This window comes from Rhodococcus sp. P14 (genome assembly GCF_000256505.1).
Classification (GTDB): Bacteria; Actinomycetota; Actinomycetes; order Mycobacteriales; family Mycobacteriaceae; genus Rhodococcus; species Rhodococcus ruber.
In genome coordinates this window covers 1-15,976 of the sequence record NZ_AJFC01000335.1, presented here as the reverse complement: position 1 = coordinate 15,976, position 15,976 = coordinate 1, and the positions used below count along the sequence as shown (strand labels likewise).

Annotated in this window: 11 protein-coding genes and 1 pseudogene; 9 read left to right on the top strand and 3 right to left on the bottom strand. The window is 70.0% G+C overall.

The window, feature by feature from the left end:
* The 9 genes and pseudogenes from OEY_RS29045 to OEY_RS0124005 form a co-directional block, all read left to right on the top strand.
* A pseudogene (locus OEY_RS29045) lies at positions 1–403 on the top strand (hydantoinase/oxoprolinase family protein); the annotation flags it as partial.
* On the top strand, positions 403–2,364 hold the full coding sequence (locus tag OEY_RS0124040) for a hydantoinase B/oxoprolinase family protein (protein WP_010596305.1): 1,962 nt from the start codon (positions 403–405) through the stop codon (positions 2,362–2,364). The pseudogene OEY_RS29045 and the gene OEY_RS0124040, both read left to right, overlap by 1 nt.
* A 167-nt stretch (positions 2,365–2,531) precedes the next feature.
* Complete coding sequence (locus tag OEY_RS0124035; protein WP_010596304.1) at positions 2,532–3,935, top strand: purine-cytosine permease family protein; 1,404 nt, start codon at positions 2,532–2,534, stop codon at positions 3,933–3,935.
* A 170-nt stretch (positions 3,936–4,105) separates the two neighbouring features.
* Complete coding sequence (locus tag OEY_RS0124030) at positions 4,106–5,575, top strand: amino acid permease (protein WP_010596303.1); 1,470 nt, start codon at positions 4,106–4,108, stop codon at positions 5,573–5,575.
* 160 nt (positions 5,576–5,735) lie between these two features.
* Positions 5,736–7,196: a class I adenylate-forming enzyme family protein gene (locus OEY_RS0124025; protein ID WP_010596302.1), complete on the top strand. Its 1,461-nt coding sequence runs from the start codon at positions 5,736–5,738 to the stop codon at positions 7,194–7,196.
* An 82-nt stretch (positions 7,197–7,278) separates the two neighbouring features.
* Entirely contained in the window at positions 7,279–9,066 is a 1,788-nt protein-coding gene (locus OEY_RS0124020) for a DUF3556 domain-containing protein (RefSeq protein ID WP_010596301.1), read from the top strand.
* Entirely contained in the window at positions 9,063–10,490 is a 1,428-nt protein-coding gene (locus tag OEY_RS0124015; RefSeq protein ID WP_010596300.1) for a phytoene desaturase family protein, read from the top strand. Before OEY_RS0124020 ends, OEY_RS0124015 begins: the two co-directional genes overlap by 4 nt.
* Positions 10,483–11,778, top strand: a complete 1,296-nt coding sequence (locus OEY_RS0124010; RefSeq protein ID WP_010596299.1) for a PucR family transcriptional regulator — start codon at positions 10,483–10,485, stop codon at positions 11,776–11,778. Before OEY_RS0124015 ends, OEY_RS0124010 begins: the two co-directional genes overlap by 8 nt.
* A gap of 93 nt (positions 11,779–11,871) precedes the next feature.
* Entirely contained in the window at positions 11,872–12,591 is a 720-nt protein-coding gene (locus OEY_RS0124005) for a haloacid dehalogenase type II (RefSeq protein ID WP_010596298.1), read from the top strand.
* 52 nt (positions 12,592–12,643) lie between these two features.
* Here the strand turns inward: OEY_RS0124005 and OEY_RS0124000 are convergent, their stop codons facing one another.
* The 3 genes from OEY_RS0124000 to OEY_RS29040 form a co-directional block, all read right to left on the bottom strand.
* Positions 12,644–14,719 (bottom strand): PhoX family protein, encoded by a 2,076-nt coding sequence (locus OEY_RS0124000; RefSeq protein ID WP_010596297.1) that lies wholly within the window; start codon positions 14,717–14,719, stop codon positions 12,644–12,646.
* A 138-nt stretch (positions 14,720–14,857) separates the two neighbouring features.
* A complete protein-coding gene (locus OEY_RS0123995; protein ID WP_010596296.1) occupies positions 14,858–15,601 on the bottom strand; it encodes an amino acid ABC transporter ATP-binding protein in 744 nt (247 codons plus the stop codon).
* Positions 15,602–15,604: 3 nt separating this feature from the next.
* Positions 15,605–15,976: ABC transporter permease subunit (locus tag OEY_RS29040; protein ID WP_010596295.1), on the bottom strand; the 372-nt coding region annotated here is incomplete at its 5' end.

Genomic DNA, 15,976 nt, shown 5'->3' with positions numbered 1-15,976 from the left:
CACCGTCCCCGCCGGCAGCGGTCCCGGCTTCCTCGCGGAGGCCGTCGAACGATTCCACGAGGAGCACGAGCGGGACTACTCGTTCCGGCGCGACGACACGCCTGTGGAGATCTACCAGATCGGCCTGCGCGCGGTGGGTACCACACCGAAGCCGAACTTCCCCCGCACCTCCGAACCCACCACCGCGGAGCCGGTGCCAGTGGAACGGCGCAGCGTCTACTTCGACGAGGCGCACGGACGGCTCGACACACCCGTCTTCGACCGCGACACCCTGGAGTTCGGTACGCGCATCCCCGGCCCTGCCGTGATCACCCAGCTCGACTCCACCACCGTCGTCCCCCCGGGGACCACCGCCACCATCGACGAGTGGGCGAACATCCGCATCGACATCCAGGAGTCCTGATGACCACCACCTCCCCCACCCTCGATCCGGTCACGTTCGAGGTCCTCAAGAACGCGTTCGCCACGTCGGTCGACCTGATGTCCGAGCAGATCCTGCGCACCTGCTACTCGTTCGTCATCTACTCGCGGGACTTCTCTTCCGCGCTCTGCGACGCCGAGGGCAACACCGTGATGCAGGGCAGCCAGGACATCGCCGTCCACGTCGGCACCCTCCACTTCCAGTGCAAGGCCGTGCTGGAGGAATTCGGCTCCGACATCAACCCCGGCGACATCTTCATGGTCAACGACCCCTACAGGGGCGGCACCCACCTCAACGACGTCAGCTTCATCCGGCCCATCTTCGCGGACGGGGTCCTCATCGCCTTCGCGCAGAACAAGGGACACTGGGCCGACATCGGCGGCAGCGTCCCCGGCTCGTTCGACGTGACCGCCACCGAACATTTCGGTGAGGGCCTGCGGATCACCCCGGTGCGGGTGTGGCACGAGGGCCGCTTCCTCGCCGACGTCGCGAAACTGCTCGTCGCGAACACCCGGTCGCCGGAGATCAGCATGGGCGACCTGCACGCCCAGGCCGAGGCGACGGGCGTGTGTGAACGCGAAATCCACCGGCTGGTAGACAAATACGGTCGCGGCACCGTCACCGATGCGATGCGCGAGGTCCAGGACTACGTCGAGCGCATCGTGCGCAGCCGGGTCGCCGACCTGCCGGATGGCACCTGGACCACCGAGGACTACCTCGACTCCGATCCGGCGCGTCCCGAGGGCCTCGTCCCGATCCGCGTCACCATGACGATCGAGGGCGACCAGCTCAGCTACGACCTGACCGGCAGTGCGCCCGCCGTCGCCAGCTTCCTCAACAGCGGCTACGGCACCGCCTTCTCCGGAATCGTGGCGGGCACCAAGTCCTTCTTCCCCGACGTGCCGCTGAACTCGGGCCTGTACAACGCGATTCACACCGACCTCGGGCCGGAAGGCACCGTCGTCAACGCCGGCTGGCCGCACGCGGTGACCGGGTTCTGCTCCGGCCCCTACGAGAAGATCATGAACGCGATCTTCGAACTGTGGTCGAAGGTCGTGCCCTCCCGGGCCATCGCCTGCTCGTTCAACCTCGAGTACCTGCTCGTCGGCGGGCGCGACGCCCGCACCGAGGAGCGGCCGTTCTTCATGTGGTACGACTGGATGGCCGGCGGCTGGGGAGGCCGCAGCTCGAAGGACGGATCGAGCGCCACCGCACCGGTGTTCGGCATCGGTCTGGCCGTGCAGCCCTGCGAGGGGCAGGAACGCCTTACGCCCGTGCTCACCACCGAGCATGCCATCATCACCGATTCCGGTGGGCCCGGCGAATACCGCGGTGGGTGCGGCCTGTCCAAGGGCGGCGTCCTCACCGACAGCGACAACAGCGTGATGTCGTACTGCTGTGACCGTTCCCGCTCGGTCACGTGGGGCATCGAGGGTGGTCTGCCGTCCATCCCGCACGGCGTCTGGCTCAACCGCGGCACTCCCGAGGAGCGCTTCCTGGGGTCCGTGTTCTCGAATGTGCCGGTCCGGTCCGGGGATTCGTTCGAGCGGCCGTCGGCGGGCGGTGGGGGGTACGGGGATCCGCTGCAGCGGGACCCGGAGGCCGTGCTCGAGGACGTGATCGACGGCTACGTTTCCGTCGAGCGCGCTGCCCTGGACTACGGCGTCGTCGTCGTGCCGGTGGACCCCGAGATCGACCGCTACGAGCTCGACGACGACGCCACCGATCGGCTCCGCACGGAGATCCGTGCATCGCGCGAGGGCTGGCTCGGCGAGGACCCCGAAGCCGTCGCCGCCCGCTACCGCAGCGGGGAGCTGTCCATGCTCGACCTCGTGCGCCGTTACGGCGTGATCGTCGACTGGGGCACCGGCGCGCTGCTGCCCACCACCACCGCCCAGTTCCGCGACCTGCTGCGGACCCGCTCCGTCGCGCACTGGTCCTGACGCGTGAGGCGGGGCAGCGATCCCGCTGCCCCGCCTGAGGTTTCCCGCTCTCCCCTCCCCGAAGACTCTCCCCTCCCCGAAGACTCCCCTTGCCGAACCTCCCGTGCCGCGGGCGGTCGAGCGCCCCTGCGCCGGTTCGGATTCCCTCCCCTCGAGAGGCGACCCTCATGTCCGATCACCTCACCGACTCCGCCCCCGAATCCCCCGTGGACCGCGATCGCGTGCCCGAATCCGGCCGGCTGTCCCGCTGGTCGCTGACGATGGCCTGGTGGGCCATGTTCAGCGCCATGTTCTGGCTCTACATCGCGGTCGCCTCGGCCGGCGCGGTCGGGGTACCGGCCACCCTCGCCGGGATGGCCGCCTCCATCGCCACCTTCGGCGTCGTCAATCTGCTGCTCTCCCGCTATGCGATCCACACCGGCCTGTCCGTCGAGCTGCTGTCCCGGCGCATGTTCGGCGCCGTCGGCTCGCTGCTCGCCCCGGCGCTGTTCGCGGCCACCGCGCTCTACTACGGGGTCTTCGAAGGCTCCATCGTCGCGGTGGCGCTGCAGGAGTACTTCGGCGGCGACATCCGGCTGTGGTACCTGCTGTGCACGGTGTACATGATCCCGGTGGTGATCGGGGGCGTGGCCGCATGGCTCGACAAGCTCAACGGGATCCTGCTGCCGTTCTACCTCGTCGGCATGGTCGCCGTCGTGGTGGCCGCGACCGTGCAGCAGGGTTACCCCACCGGGTGGCTCACCGCCACGGTGGCCTCGGGTCCGCTTCCGGGCTGGCTCACCGCCTACCTCGTCTACATGGGCGTCTGGGTGCTGATGATGTACACCTTCGACTACGCGCGGCTCGGTCGCCGCGCCGACGCCGGCTTCCACGGCACCGTCACCTTCGGCTGGGTGTTCTACGCGCTGACCTTCGGCGTCAACGGACTCGTCGGGCTCTACCTCCTCGGCGCCTGGGACATCGCCGGCACCGAGACCGGCGTGGTCGAGGCGGTCGTCGGCTCCCTCGGCTTCGCCGGGGTGCTGCTGATCATCGTGTCCCAGACCCGCATCAACTCGGCCAACTTCTACCTCGCCTCCACCAACCTGCAGGTGTTCGTCCACCGGGCACTGCGCCTCGACGTGCCCCGGCCGGTGTGGGTGGTGGTCACCGCGGTGCTCGCCTACCTGCTCATGCTCACCGACGTGCTGGGATACCTGCTGCAGGCCCTCGCCTGGCAGGGCGTGCTCATCACCGCGTGGGTGGCGATCGCGGTGGTCTACGTGCTGCGCGATCGGGGGCGCATCATGCCCCGTACCGCGTCCGGCGGGGCGCTGGCGTGGCTGATCTCCTCCGTCGCGGGCATCGTGCTCACCGTGCAGGAGGTCAGCACGACGTGGGCGCAGCTCGCCCCGGTGGTGACGGTGCTGCTGGCCGCGGGCAGCTACGTGCTGCTCACCCCGACGGATCGTGCGCCCTCGGAACCCGAGGCGGCGCAGGGACCCGAAACGCCGCAGGGACCCGAAACGTCGCAGAAGCCCGAAACGTCGCAGGCACCCGAGGCGGCGCCGGACGAGGCGCAACCGGTCTGAATCCGACGGACAATCGCCCCGACGGCGGGTGTGACTCACGATTGTGTACATCACGGACATGTCGTGGGTCACATCGCGGTCGTAGGGTTCTCCCATCCGAGCGACAGCGCCGCCGGGACGCCGGAACCGGCACCCCACGGCGCCGCACACCAGGTCTCGAAGGGAGTGCCGTGCACACCGATTCACCGGCCGAAAGGTCCGACACCCTGGGTCACGCGCTGAAGAGGCGTCATCTCACCATGCTGTCCATGGGCGGGGTGATCGGCGCGGGATTCTTCGTGGGCATCAGCGCGATCATCGGCCAGGCCGGCCCCGGCGCGATCCTCACCTGCCTGATCTGCGGACTCATCGTCTTCCTGGTCATGCGCATGCTCGGGGAGATGGCCGTCGCCAAGCCCTGCACCGGCTCGTTCACCGAGTACGCCCGCGACGCCATGGGCAACTGGGCGGGCTTCGCCACCGGCTGGCTGTTCTGGTACTTCTGGGTGGTCGTCGTCGGAATCGAGGCCGTGGTCGGGGCCACCCTGCTCGGCCGCTGGCTCCCCGGTGTTCCGTTGTGGCTGATGGCGGCCGGCCTGCTGTTGATCATGACCGTGGTGAACCTGTTGTCGGTCGGCAACTTCGGTGAGGCCGAGTACTGGTTCGCCGGAATCAAGGTCGCGGTGATCATCGCGTTCCTCGTCCTGGCCGGTCTCTACGTGCTGGGCGTCTGGCCGGGGGCCGACCTGTCGTTCGTAAACCTGACCGCCCACGGCGGCTTCCTGCCGAACGGCTTCACCCCTGTCCTGGTCGGAGTGGTCGCCGTCATCTTCTCGATGACGGGAGCCGAGCTGGTCACGATCGCCGCGGCGGAGTCGAAGGAGCCGGCCGCGGCGATCCGCCGCGCCACCAGTACCGTCGTGTTCCGGATCCTCGCGTTCTTCGTCGGCGCGACGTTCCTGCTCGTCACCATGCTGCCGTGGGACAGCTACGTCGTCGGCGAATCCCCGTTCGTGTCCGCCCTCGAGGTCCTGGGTATCCCCGGCGCGGCCGAGATCCTCAACTTCGTGGTGCTGGTCGCCGTGCTCTCGTGCCTGAACTCGGGGCTCTACACCGCGTCGCGCATGCTGTTCGTGCTCGGTGCCCACCGCGACGCCCCCGCCTGGATGACGGCCGTCAACTCCCGCGGTGTCCCGCTGAAGGGCGTGCTGTCGTGCACGTTCGTCGGATACGTGTGCATCGTCGCCGCCTACGTCTGGCCCGACACCATCTTCCTGTACCTGGTCACGTCGTCCGGTGCGATCTGCCTGTTCGTGTACATCATGATCTGCCTGTCCGAACTGGTGCTGCGCCGCCGCTGGGAACGCACGTCGCCCGAGATCCTGCAGTTCCGGGTGTGGCTCTACCCCGTCCTGCCCGTCGTCGTCACGGCCGTCATCGTCGCGATCCTCGTCGGCATGTGGTTCACCGGCGCCCGCGCCGAACTGGTGCAGTCGCTGATCGCGCTCGCCGTCATCGTCGCCGCGTACCACCTCAAGACCCGGTACCTGCGCCGGCGTGGTGCCGCACGGACCGCTGCGCCCGAGGAGGCGGCACTGGCCCGGGCGATGCACGTCGCGGCGGCGCCGCAGCCCGCCGCCTCGGGCGATCCGGCCCCCTGACGATCCGCTCCGCGCCGCCGGCTGCCTTCCGCAGCCGGCGGCGCGGTGTTTGTGCTCGGAGGACAACACCCGGCCGGAACTCGAGCCCGCGAGGCCGTAGCCGGGACGTGATCCCCGTCACTACCGTCGTGGTCAGCCGAAAACGAGAGGACCGACGGTAGTGACGATCGAATACCTGGTGTGGCACCGCGAATCGGACCGGCCCTGCGTGCGGGACGACAACCGGCAGCTCACCTACGCCGAATTCGCCCGCAGAGTCGACGGTTTCGCGGCGCAGCTCCAGCAGCACGGCATCGCAGCGGGTGACGTCGTCGCGGTGATGCTGCCCAACCGGGCCGAACTGCTCGTCGCCCTCATGGCGGCGTGGCGGCTGCGCGCGACGGCCACCCCCGTCAATCCGGCGTTCACCGCGAGCGAGGCCGGGTACCAGATCGACGACGCCGGAGCCGCACTCGTCGTGAACGCCGGCGCCGGCGCCCCGTCGGGCGGCCGACCGGTGATCCACGTGGACGACATGGCCGTCGCCGCTCCCGCCGGATGGGCGGCCGGCGCCGACCCGGAACCCGACGACACCGCCCTGCTGATCTACACCTCCGGCTCCACGGGCCGCCCGAAGGGCGTGCAGCTCACCCACGCGAACCTGCAGTTCATGGCGGACTCCTTCCGCACGCACCTGCGGCTGACCGAGACCGACCACTGCCTGCTGATCCTGCCGCTGTTCCACGTCAACGCGATCGCGGTCAGCTTCCTCGCGCCCCTGCTGGCCGGTGCTCAGCTCAGCATCACCGGCCGGTTCTCCCCGGACCGCTTCTTCGGCGACGTGGCCCGGCTGCGACCGACGTACTTCTCGGCCGTGCCCACCATCTACGCCCTGCTGGTCTCCCAGCCGCAGGACACCCCGGTGGACACCTCGTCGCTGCGCTTCGCGATCTGCGGCGCGGCCCCGATCTCGAAGGAACTCCTCGACCGCGTCGAGCAGCGCTTCGGGCTCGTCGTCGTCGAGGGCTACGGGCTCACCGAGGGCACCTGCGCGTCGGCGTGCAACCCGGTCGACGGCCCCCGCAAGCTCGGCACGGTCGGCCCCGCGCTGCCCGGTCAGCAGATCGCCGTCGTTGGACCCGACGGCCGGCACCTGCCGCCCGGCGCCACCGGCGAGGTGCTCATCAAGGGCCCCAACGTGATGCGCGGCTATCTCGGCCGGCCCGAGGAGACCGCCCGCACCGTCGTCGACGGCTGGTTGCACACCGGCGACGTCGGCCGGCTCGACGAGGACGGCTACCTCACCCTCGTCGACCGCATCAAGGACATGATCATCCGCGGCGGGGAGAACCTGTACCCCAAGGAGATCGAGAACGCACTCGCCACCCACCCCGCGGTCCTCGAGTCCGCCGTGATCGGCGCGCCGCACGAGGTGTACGGCGAGGTCCCCGTCGCGTACGTCGTGACCTGCCCCGGCCGGACCGTCACCGGGGCCGAACTGCTCACCCACGTCGCCGAGCGGCTGACGAGGGTCAAGGTGCCCGCCGAGGTACACGTCGTCGACTACCTGCCGCGCAACCCCGTCGGCAAGATCGACAAGCCCGGTCTGCGGCGCAGCCACGGGGCTCCCGTGCACGCCTGACCGCTCCCCGAGACACCACACGCTCCGACTCGCCGGCCCCGGGCCGGTGGGGCGGCCGCCCCTACCCGAAAGGCGAATTCCCATGGGTTTCAAGACCGGCCACTTCCCGGAAGTGGATCCCGCCACCTTCCGTCAGCTCCCGTTCCGGGATCGGCTGCGGGCCATGTCGACCCACTGGGTCGACCACGGATTCGGCACCCCGAAGATGGTGCACACCGTCTACATCCTCAAGCTGCTGGTCCTCTACGTCGGCGCCGGCACCGCCCTCGCGACGCTGACCTCGGGCCTGCCCTGGCTCGACGTGGCGTCGTGGTGGAACCAGCCGATCGTCTACCAGAAGCTGATCCTGTGGACGGTGCTGGTGGAGGCGCTCGGCGTCGGCGGCTCGTGGGGCCCGCTCGCCGGGCACTTCAAGCCGATGACCGGCGGATTCCATTCCTGGCTGAAGCCGGACACGATCCGGCTCCCACCGTGGCCGGGCAAGGTGCCGGGCACGGCCGGTGACCGCCGCACCGCCGGCGACGTCGCGCTCTACGCCGTCCTGCTCGTCAATCTTCTTGCCGCCATCGTCCTTCCGGGTGTCCACACCGCCTCGGTCGACGCGGTGATCGCCGACAACGCCGGACTGGTCCGGCCCGCGGTGGTGGCACCGATCGTCGTGCTGCTCGTCCTGATCGGCCTGCGCGACAAGGTGATCTTCATTGCGGCGCGCAGCGAGCAGTACCTGCCCGCGCTGGTGTTCTTCACCTTCCTGCCGTTCGTCGACATGATCGTCGCCCTCAAGCTGCTCATCGTCACCGTCTGGGTCGGCGCCGGCGTCTCGAAGTTCGGTCACCACTTCTCGATGGTGATCCCGCCGATGATCAGCAACACGCCGTGGATGCTGTCCAGGACGATCAAGCGCGCGCACTACCGCAGCTTCCCGAACGATCTGCGCCCGTCCGTGCTGGCCGGCGGTGTCGGGCACGTCCTGGGCACCCTCGTCGAGATCGCCACGCCGCTCGTGCTGCTGTTCTCCACGAACCGCACCCTCACGCTGCTCGCCGTGCTGCTGATGGTGGCGTTCCACTTCTTCATCGCGTCGACCTTCCCGCTCGCGGTGCCGCTGGAATGGAATCTGCTGTTCGCCTACGCCACGGTCTTCCTGTTCTGGGGCTTCCCCGCGTGGGACGGTTACGCCGTGACCGACATGTCGTCGCTGTGGCTGGCCGGGGGGATCACCGCCGGTTTGTGTTTCTTCCCGGTGCTGGGCAATCTGCGTCCCGACCTGGTGTCGTTCCTGCCGTCGATGCGGCAGTACGCCGGCAACTGGGCGTCCGCCACCTGGGCGTTCGCGCCGGGCGCGGAGGAGAAGCTGAATCGGCACATCGTCCGCGGTGCGCAGAACACCCGCACCCAGCTGCTCGCCACCTACCCCGAGGACGTCGCGGACGTGGTGATGCACCAGCTGCTCGGCTGGCGGTCCCTGCACAGCCAGGGCCGGGCACTGTTCTCCCTCATGATGCGGCACCTCGGGGACGACATCGACACCTACGACCTGCGCGAGGCCGAGTTCTCCTGCAACTCGATCGTCGCCTTCAACTTCGGGGACGGTCACCTGCACAACGAGCACCTCATCGCCGCCATCCAGCGCCGCTGCAACTTCGCCCCCGGCGAGTTCGTCGTCGCGTGGATCGAATCGCAGCCCATCCACCGGGGCACCCAGGAGTACAAGGTGATCGACGCGGCCCTCGGCGTGATCGAACGCGGCACCTACAGGGTGGCCGACGCCGTCGCCGAGCAGCCCTGGTTGCCCAACGGACCCATCCCGTTCGACGTGCAGTGGACAATGGACCGCACAGACGCCGAACAGCTGGAGGTGCAGGCGTGAGTACGGCGGTCGTGGTCGGCAGCGGGCCCAACGGGCTCGCCGCCGCCGTCCACCTCGCCCGTCGCGGCGTGGACGTCCAGGTCCTCGAGGCAGCCGAGGAGATCGGCGGCGGAACCCGCTCCGGCGAGCTCACCGTCCCCGGCCTGGTCCACGACCACTGCTCGGCCTTCCATCCGATGGGTGCCGGCTCCCCCTACCTGCAGACCCTCGGCCTCGAACGGTACGGCCTGCGGTGGCGGTGGCCGGAGATCGACTGCGCCCACCCCCTCGACGGGGGTGAGGCCGCCCTGCTGCACCGCTCCCTCGACGTCACCGCGGCCGGTCTCGGCGCGGACGGGCCGCGGTGGCGGCGGATGTTCGCCGACCTCGCATCCGGGTTCGACGCGCTCGCCGCGGACCTGATGCGGCCGGTGCTGAACGTCCCCCGCCACCCGCTGCGGCTGGCGGGGTTCGGGCCGCGGGCCCTGCTGCCCGCGACGGCCGCGGCCCGCTGGTTCCGCACGCCGAAGGGACGGGCCCTGTTCGGCGGCGTCGCCGCCCACGCCTACCACCGGCTGGACCGCCCGGCGACGTCCGCCGTGGGGCTGATGATCACCGCCGCGGGCCACCGCTACGGGTGGCCGGTGGCCGAGGGCGGCTCCGCGGCGATCGCGCGCGCACTGACCGCCCAGCTCGCCGAGCACGGTGGCAAGGTGCACACCGGCGTCCGGGTCCGTCGCGCGGCGGACCTGCCGCCGGCGGACGTCGTGCTCCTCGACGTCGCCCCCGGCGCCGCTCTCGACATCCTCGGTGACGGGGTGCCGTCGCGGATCGCCAAGTCCTACCGCAGGTTCCGTCACGCTCCCGGCGCCTTCAAGGTCGACTTCGCGATCGACGGCCCGATCCCCTGGACCGATCCGGACTGCGGGCGGGCCGGGACCGTCCACCTCGGCGGCGAGTTCGCCGAGATCGCCCGGGCCGAACGCGACGTCGCGACGGGCCGCATGCCGGCGAAGCCGTTCGTGCTGCTCGGCCAGCAGTACGTCGCCGACCCGACCCGCTCGGCGGGCGGCCTGAACCCGGTGTACGCCTACGCCCACGTCCCGGCCGGCTACGCCGGTGACGCGACGGACGCGATCGTCGCGCAGATCGAGCGGTTCGCCCCGGGGTTCCGGGACCGCGTCGTCGCGACCTCGACGACCACACCGGCCGACCTCGCGCGGCAGAACCCCAACCAGATCGGCGGGGACATCGTCGGCGGTGCCAACGCCGACCTGCAGGTGGTCTTCCGGCCACGAATTGCACTGGACCCCTACAGCACCGGGGTTCCGGGTGTCTACCTGTGCTCGGCTTCCACCCCGCCCGGGGCGGGCGCGCACGGGATGTGCGGTTACAACGCCGCCGAGTCGGCGCTGCGGCACCTGCGGAGCACGGGCCGTGGCTGATCCGGTGCTCTCGGGACAGCCGGCGGGCGCATCGTCGGCCGCCGACGACGTCCGGCGCGTCGTCGCCGAGGTCGCGCGCCGCTTCGACGCCCGCCAGCGGGAGATCAGCCGGTCCATGACCGCGATGATGGCGCGCGAGATCGCCCACCTCGACGAGGACCCGCAACTCGTCGAACTCCTCGAGGCGAGCGTGCACGGCAACATCGCGACGATCATCCACGTGCTCACCAACGAGATCCCTGCCGACCACCTCCAACCCACAACGGCGGCAGTGGAATACGCGCTCCGTCTCGCGCAGCGCGACGTGCCGTCGCACTCCCTCGTCCGGGCGTACCACATGGGGCAGAACGACCTCATGCGGCTGTGCTTCGACGAGGTGCGGTCGATGAACCTGCCGCCGCAGGTGACCCTCGACGTCGTCGAGTACATCTCCGCGGTGGTCTACCGGTACATCGACTGGATCACCCTGTACGTGTTCGACGCGTACGAGAAGGAACGTCGCCGGTGGTCGGCCGTGCGCGGCAACGTGCACTCCGCCCTGATCCACGGCCTCGTCGACGGATCCGAGACCGACGCCGCGGCGTTCGAGGCGGAGACCCGGTACCGGCTCGACCGCTGTCACGTCGGGGTGATCGCTTGGACCACAGTCGAATCCGCGGACGGTGCCATCAATCCGCTGGACCGGCTGGTGCGTGCGGTGGCGGTGCATCTCGGGTCGGACGCCCCGCCGATCCTCACCGCCATCGACCGGCGCACGGTGTGGGCGTGGCTTCCGTTCGATCGGCGCCGGCCGGTGATCGACACGGCGGCGCTCGACGCCGTCGTGCGCTCCCATCCGGCCGGCCGTCTCGCGGTGGGCCTGCCCGGTTCCGGCCTGGCCGGCTTCCGGCGCTCGCACGAGCAGGCCGAGGCCGCGTATTCGATTGCGGTGGCGCAGACCACGTGCACCCGGCGGGTCGTCGGCTTCGGGGATCGGGGCGTCGCGGTGGTGTCGCTGCTCGCCCGCAACCTCGACGCCGCGCGGGCATGGGTGGGCGAGATCCTCGGTCCGCTCGCCGACGACACCGAACAGGCCGCGATGCTGCGGGTCACCCTCGGCACCTACTTCGCCACCGGTGAGAGCCACCTGCACACCGCCGAACGGCTGAACCTGCACCGCAACACCGTCAAGTACCGGATCAACAAGGCGCTCGGCGACCCGACCGGGGCACCCGCGGTGCACGACAAGCTGGACATCGCGCTGGCGCTGCAGGCGTGCGAGTTCCTCGGGGCGGCGGTGCTGCGCTGACGCGCACCGGCCCGGCGGTGCTGGATGACGTGCACCGGCCCGGCGGTGCTGGTTGACGTGCACCGGCCCGGCGGTGCTGGGAGGATGCGGCGTATGAGCATCTCCGGGGTGAAGGCACTGGTCTTCGACGTGTTCGGCACGGTGGTGGACTGGCGCACCAGCATCGCGCGGGAGGCGGCGCCCCTGCTGGCCCGCTACGACGAGTCGATCGACCCGGTCGTCTTCGCCGACGCCTGGCGGGCTCGCTACCAGCCGGCGATGCAGGCGGTGCGAGCGGGCACCCGGCCGTTCGTGCGGCTGGACGTGCTGCACCGAGAGAACCTGGACGAGGCGCTGCGTACGGTCGGCATCGATCCGGCCGCCGTGCCGGGGACCGATCTCGATCGGCTCAATCTCGCCTGGCACCGGCTCGATCCCTGGCCCGACGCCGTCGAGGGACTGACCCGGCTGAAGCAGCGTTTCGTCGTCGCCCCGTTGTCGAACGGCAACATCGGCATGATGGTGGACATCGCCAAACGGGCGGGCCTGCCCTGGGACGCCGTCCTCGGTGCCGAGGTCGCGCGAGCCTACAAGCCCATGCCCGAGGCGTATCTGCGCACGGTCGACATCCTGGGCCTGGAGCCGGGCGAGGTGTGCATGTGTGCCGCCCACAACGAGGACCTGGCGGCCGCGCGGTCCTGCGGCCTGAGGACCGCGTTCTTCGCGCGACCCACCGAGCACGGCCCGGCCCAGACCACGGACCTGCGCGCGGAACAGGACTGGGACGTGATCGCCGACGACCTGATCGACCTCGCCCGCCGCCTGGGCGCCTGACGGCACCCGTGCGCGCTTCTGGTAGCAGCCGCTACCAGAAGCGCGCACGGGGTCAGGCGCCGATCAGGCCGTCGGACTTCCAGGCCGCGACGACGGCCGGGCGCGGCTGCGAGGTGCCGCCGTCGGGCCAGTGCGACGACGGGGCGTCCCACGTGGCGTCGTCGGTCTCGCCCGGGTGCTGCACACACACGACGACGCGGTTCTCCTGCACGATCGGTCCGCACGTCTCCGCTCCGACGGGCACGGTGAGGAACTGTTTGGTCTCCCCGCGGCGCGGGCCGTCGAGCGCGACGCTGAACAGTCCGTCGTTGGACTTCAGGGCGTTGCCGTCGGTGGAGATCCACAGGTTGCCGTGCGGATCGAAGGCGAGATTGTCCGGGCACGAGATCGGGCTGACCTGCGCCTTGTCGAAACCACCGAAGTACGTGTCGGCGGCCTCCGGATCGCCGCAGACCAGCAGCAGGCTCCACGTGAACGACGTGCCGGCGTGGTCGTCGTCGATCTCGAGCACCTGCCCGTTCTTGTTGTTGTTGCGGGGGTTCGCGACGTCGGCGGCGGCCTTGCCGTCCTCGCCGCGCTTGGTGTTGTTGGTCAACGCGACGTAGACCTTGCCGGTGACGGGGTTCGGCTCGAAGTCCTCCGGCCGGTCCATCTTGGTGGCCCCGACCTTGTCCCCGGCCAGACGGGTGAACACCGCGACCTCCTCGGCGGTCATGCCGTCGACCAGGGACTCGCCGCGGCCGTCCTCGGCGGTGCGCAGCAGGGGAATCCACTCTCCCGTGCCGGTGAACGTGCCGGAAGCGGGAAGCGCGCCGCTGCCGTCGATCTCGTCCGGCGAATCACCGGTCAGCTTGGCCACGTACAGGGTGCCGGCGTCGAGCAGCGTCATGTTGTGCCGCATCGCCGCCTGCGACGTGCCGGGCTGCATCTTGCGGGAGGAGACGAACTTGTACATGTAGTCGAAGCGTTCGTCGTCGCCGCTGTAGGAGACGACGGTGCCGTCGCCCGTGACGTGGATCGTCGCGGCCTCGTGCTTGAACCGTCCGAGGGCGGTGTGCTTGACCGGCACGGACGTCGCGTCCCACGGGTTCACCTCGACGACCCACCCGAATCGGTTGACCTCGTTGGGGGTGGCGACGATGTCGAAACGCGGGTCGAAGCGCTCCCACAGGCGTTCCGACGCGCCGCCCTCGAGGCCGTAGCGTGCCAGTCGCTCGGCGGCGACGGGGTCGGTGACGTTCTCGGCGTTGGCGAAGTACTGGTTGAAGTTCTCCTCGCCGGAGAGCACCGTGCCCCACGGGGTGAGACCGCCGGCGCAGTTGTTCAGGGTGCCGAGCACGCGGGTGCCGGTCGGGTCGGCGGCGGTCTTGACCAGGTCGCTGCCCGCGGCGGGACCGGTGAGAACGAACTCGGTCAGACCGGTGATACGCCGGTTGTGCGGGCCGAATTCGGGTGTGAGACGACCGGATCCGGCCTCACCCTTGACCTGCACGACGGACAGCCCGTGATTGGCCCATCCGATGCGCACCTGCTCCTCGGTGGGGTTGTCGGGATCGTAGCCGGCGAACATGAAGGGCTCGGACGTGTACTCGTGGTTGACCACCAGCAGGTAGGTGTTCGGCACGCCGTCGACGGGCAGCAGCCCCGCGAAGTCGTTGTTGTAGCCGAACTGCTTCTCCTGCGCGGCCGCGGTCTGGTTGCCGATGTCGAAGGCGGGCGCATCCGGCAGCACCGGGTCACCCCACCGGATGACGACGGACTGGTCGTAGCCCTCGGGAACGGTCACGACGTCGTCGGTGTTCGGGACGACGGCGGTGAAGTCGGTGCCGGTGGGCGCGGGGCCGAGGTCCGCCGGGCCCGACGTCGTGGCGCCGCCGGTGCTGCCCGCGTCGTCGGCACACGCGGCGAGCACACCGCCCGCACCGACCGCGAGCACCGCCATCGCGCCGCCGCGCAGCACGCCGCGCCGGCTCATGGCGGTGCGCACGACGTCACCGAAGTACTCGCCCCCGGAGGTGTTGGGCACGGCGTGGGAACACGCGTTGCCGCACTTGTAGCGGCAGGTGACGGCGGCGCGTGACGATTTGCCGTGGTGCGTGACGATCAGCGGCAGGGGCTTCGGACTCACAGGTACTCCCTCGTCGAATCGGTTCAACGCGGGCACCGTAGGAGACCGAAACCAGGCGAAGGGAAAGACGAGGTGAACGTCCGGTGTGCCCTTTGGGCTGCCCCAGCCGCCCAAAGGACACACCGGCCGCGGAGCGGCCTACAGGACCTGCGACAGGAACTGTTGCAGGCGCTCGGTTTTCGGGGCGTCGAACAGTTCCTCGGGTGGGCCGGTCTCGACTACCGCGCCGTGGTCCATGAACACCACGGTGTCCGACACCGAGCGGGCGAAACCCATCTCGTGGGTGACGACCACCATCGTCATGCCGCCCGAGGCGAGGTCGGCCATGAGGGCGAGCACCCCCTTGACGAGTTCCGGATCGAGCGCCGAGGTGGCCTCGTCGAAGAACATCACCTGCGGGGCCATCGCGAGGGCGCGGGCGATCGCGACGCGCTGCTGCTGCCCGCCGGACAGGTTGCCGGGACGGGAGTCGGCCTTGTGTTTCAGCCCGACCAGGTCGAGCTGTTCGAGGGCGAGCGCGCGGGCCCGTTCCTTCGACAGCCCCTTGAGCTTGTGGGGGCCGAGCGCGATGTTCTCGGCCACCGTCTTGTGCGGGAAGAGGTTGAAGTGCTGGAACACCATCCCGATCCGCTGCCGCAGCTCGTCGGGGTTGTCCTTCAGCACCGAGCGGTCGTCGAGGAGGATGTCGCCGGCGTCGGGTTCGTGCAGCCGGTTGAGCACGCGCAGCAGGGTCGACTTGCCCGAACCGGACGGGCCGACCACGGTGACGGTCTTCCCGGCGTCGACGTGGATGTCGACCCCGCGCAGCACCCGGTTGGTTCCGAAGGCCAGGTGCAGCCCGGTCCCGGTGAGGGACACACTCTCGGGGACGGTGGTCGGCATCGGTCAGCCCCTCTCCACGACGAGTTCCTGTTCGAGCGGGTCGAGGGTGGCCTCGGGCCGGCCGGTGCGCAGGCGGTGGTCGATGTAGTTCACGAGGTGCGTCAACGGCACCGTGAGGATCAGGTAGAACAGGCCCGCCGCGACGAGCGGGGAGAGATTGCCGGTCTGGGCGTTCAGGTCGCGGCCGACGGCGAACAGTTCCCGCTGGGTGGCCAGCAGGCCGAGGAAGTAGATGAGCGACGAGTCCTTGATGAGCGAGATGAACTGGTTCATCAGCGCGGGCAGCACGCGCCGCACCCCCTGGGGGATCACCACCAGCGTCAGCGCCCGGCGGTAGCTGAAGCCCAGGGCGCGGGCAGCCTCCATCTGCCCCGG

Bases quoted from the DNA above. Each gene is read 5' to 3' on its own strand.
- OEY_RS0124040 (WP_010596305.1), top strand. From the start codon at position 403: ATGACCACCACCTCCCCCACCCTCGATCCGGTCACGTTCGAGGTCCTC.
- OEY_RS0124035 (WP_010596304.1), top strand. From the start codon at position 2,532: ATGTCCGATCACCTCACCGACTCCGCCCCCGAATCCCCCGTGGACCGC.
- OEY_RS0124020 (WP_010596301.1), top strand. From the start codon at position 7,279: ATGGGTTTCAAGACCGGCCACTTCCCGGAAGTGGATCCCGCCACCTTC.
- OEY_RS0124005 (WP_010596298.1), top strand. From the start codon at position 11,872: ATGAGCATCTCCGGGGTGAAGGCACTGGTCTTCGACGTGTTCGGCACG.
- OEY_RS0123995 (WP_010596296.1), bottom strand. From the start codon at position 15,601: ATGCCGACCACCGTCCCCGAGAGTGTGTCCCTCACCGGGACCGGGCTG.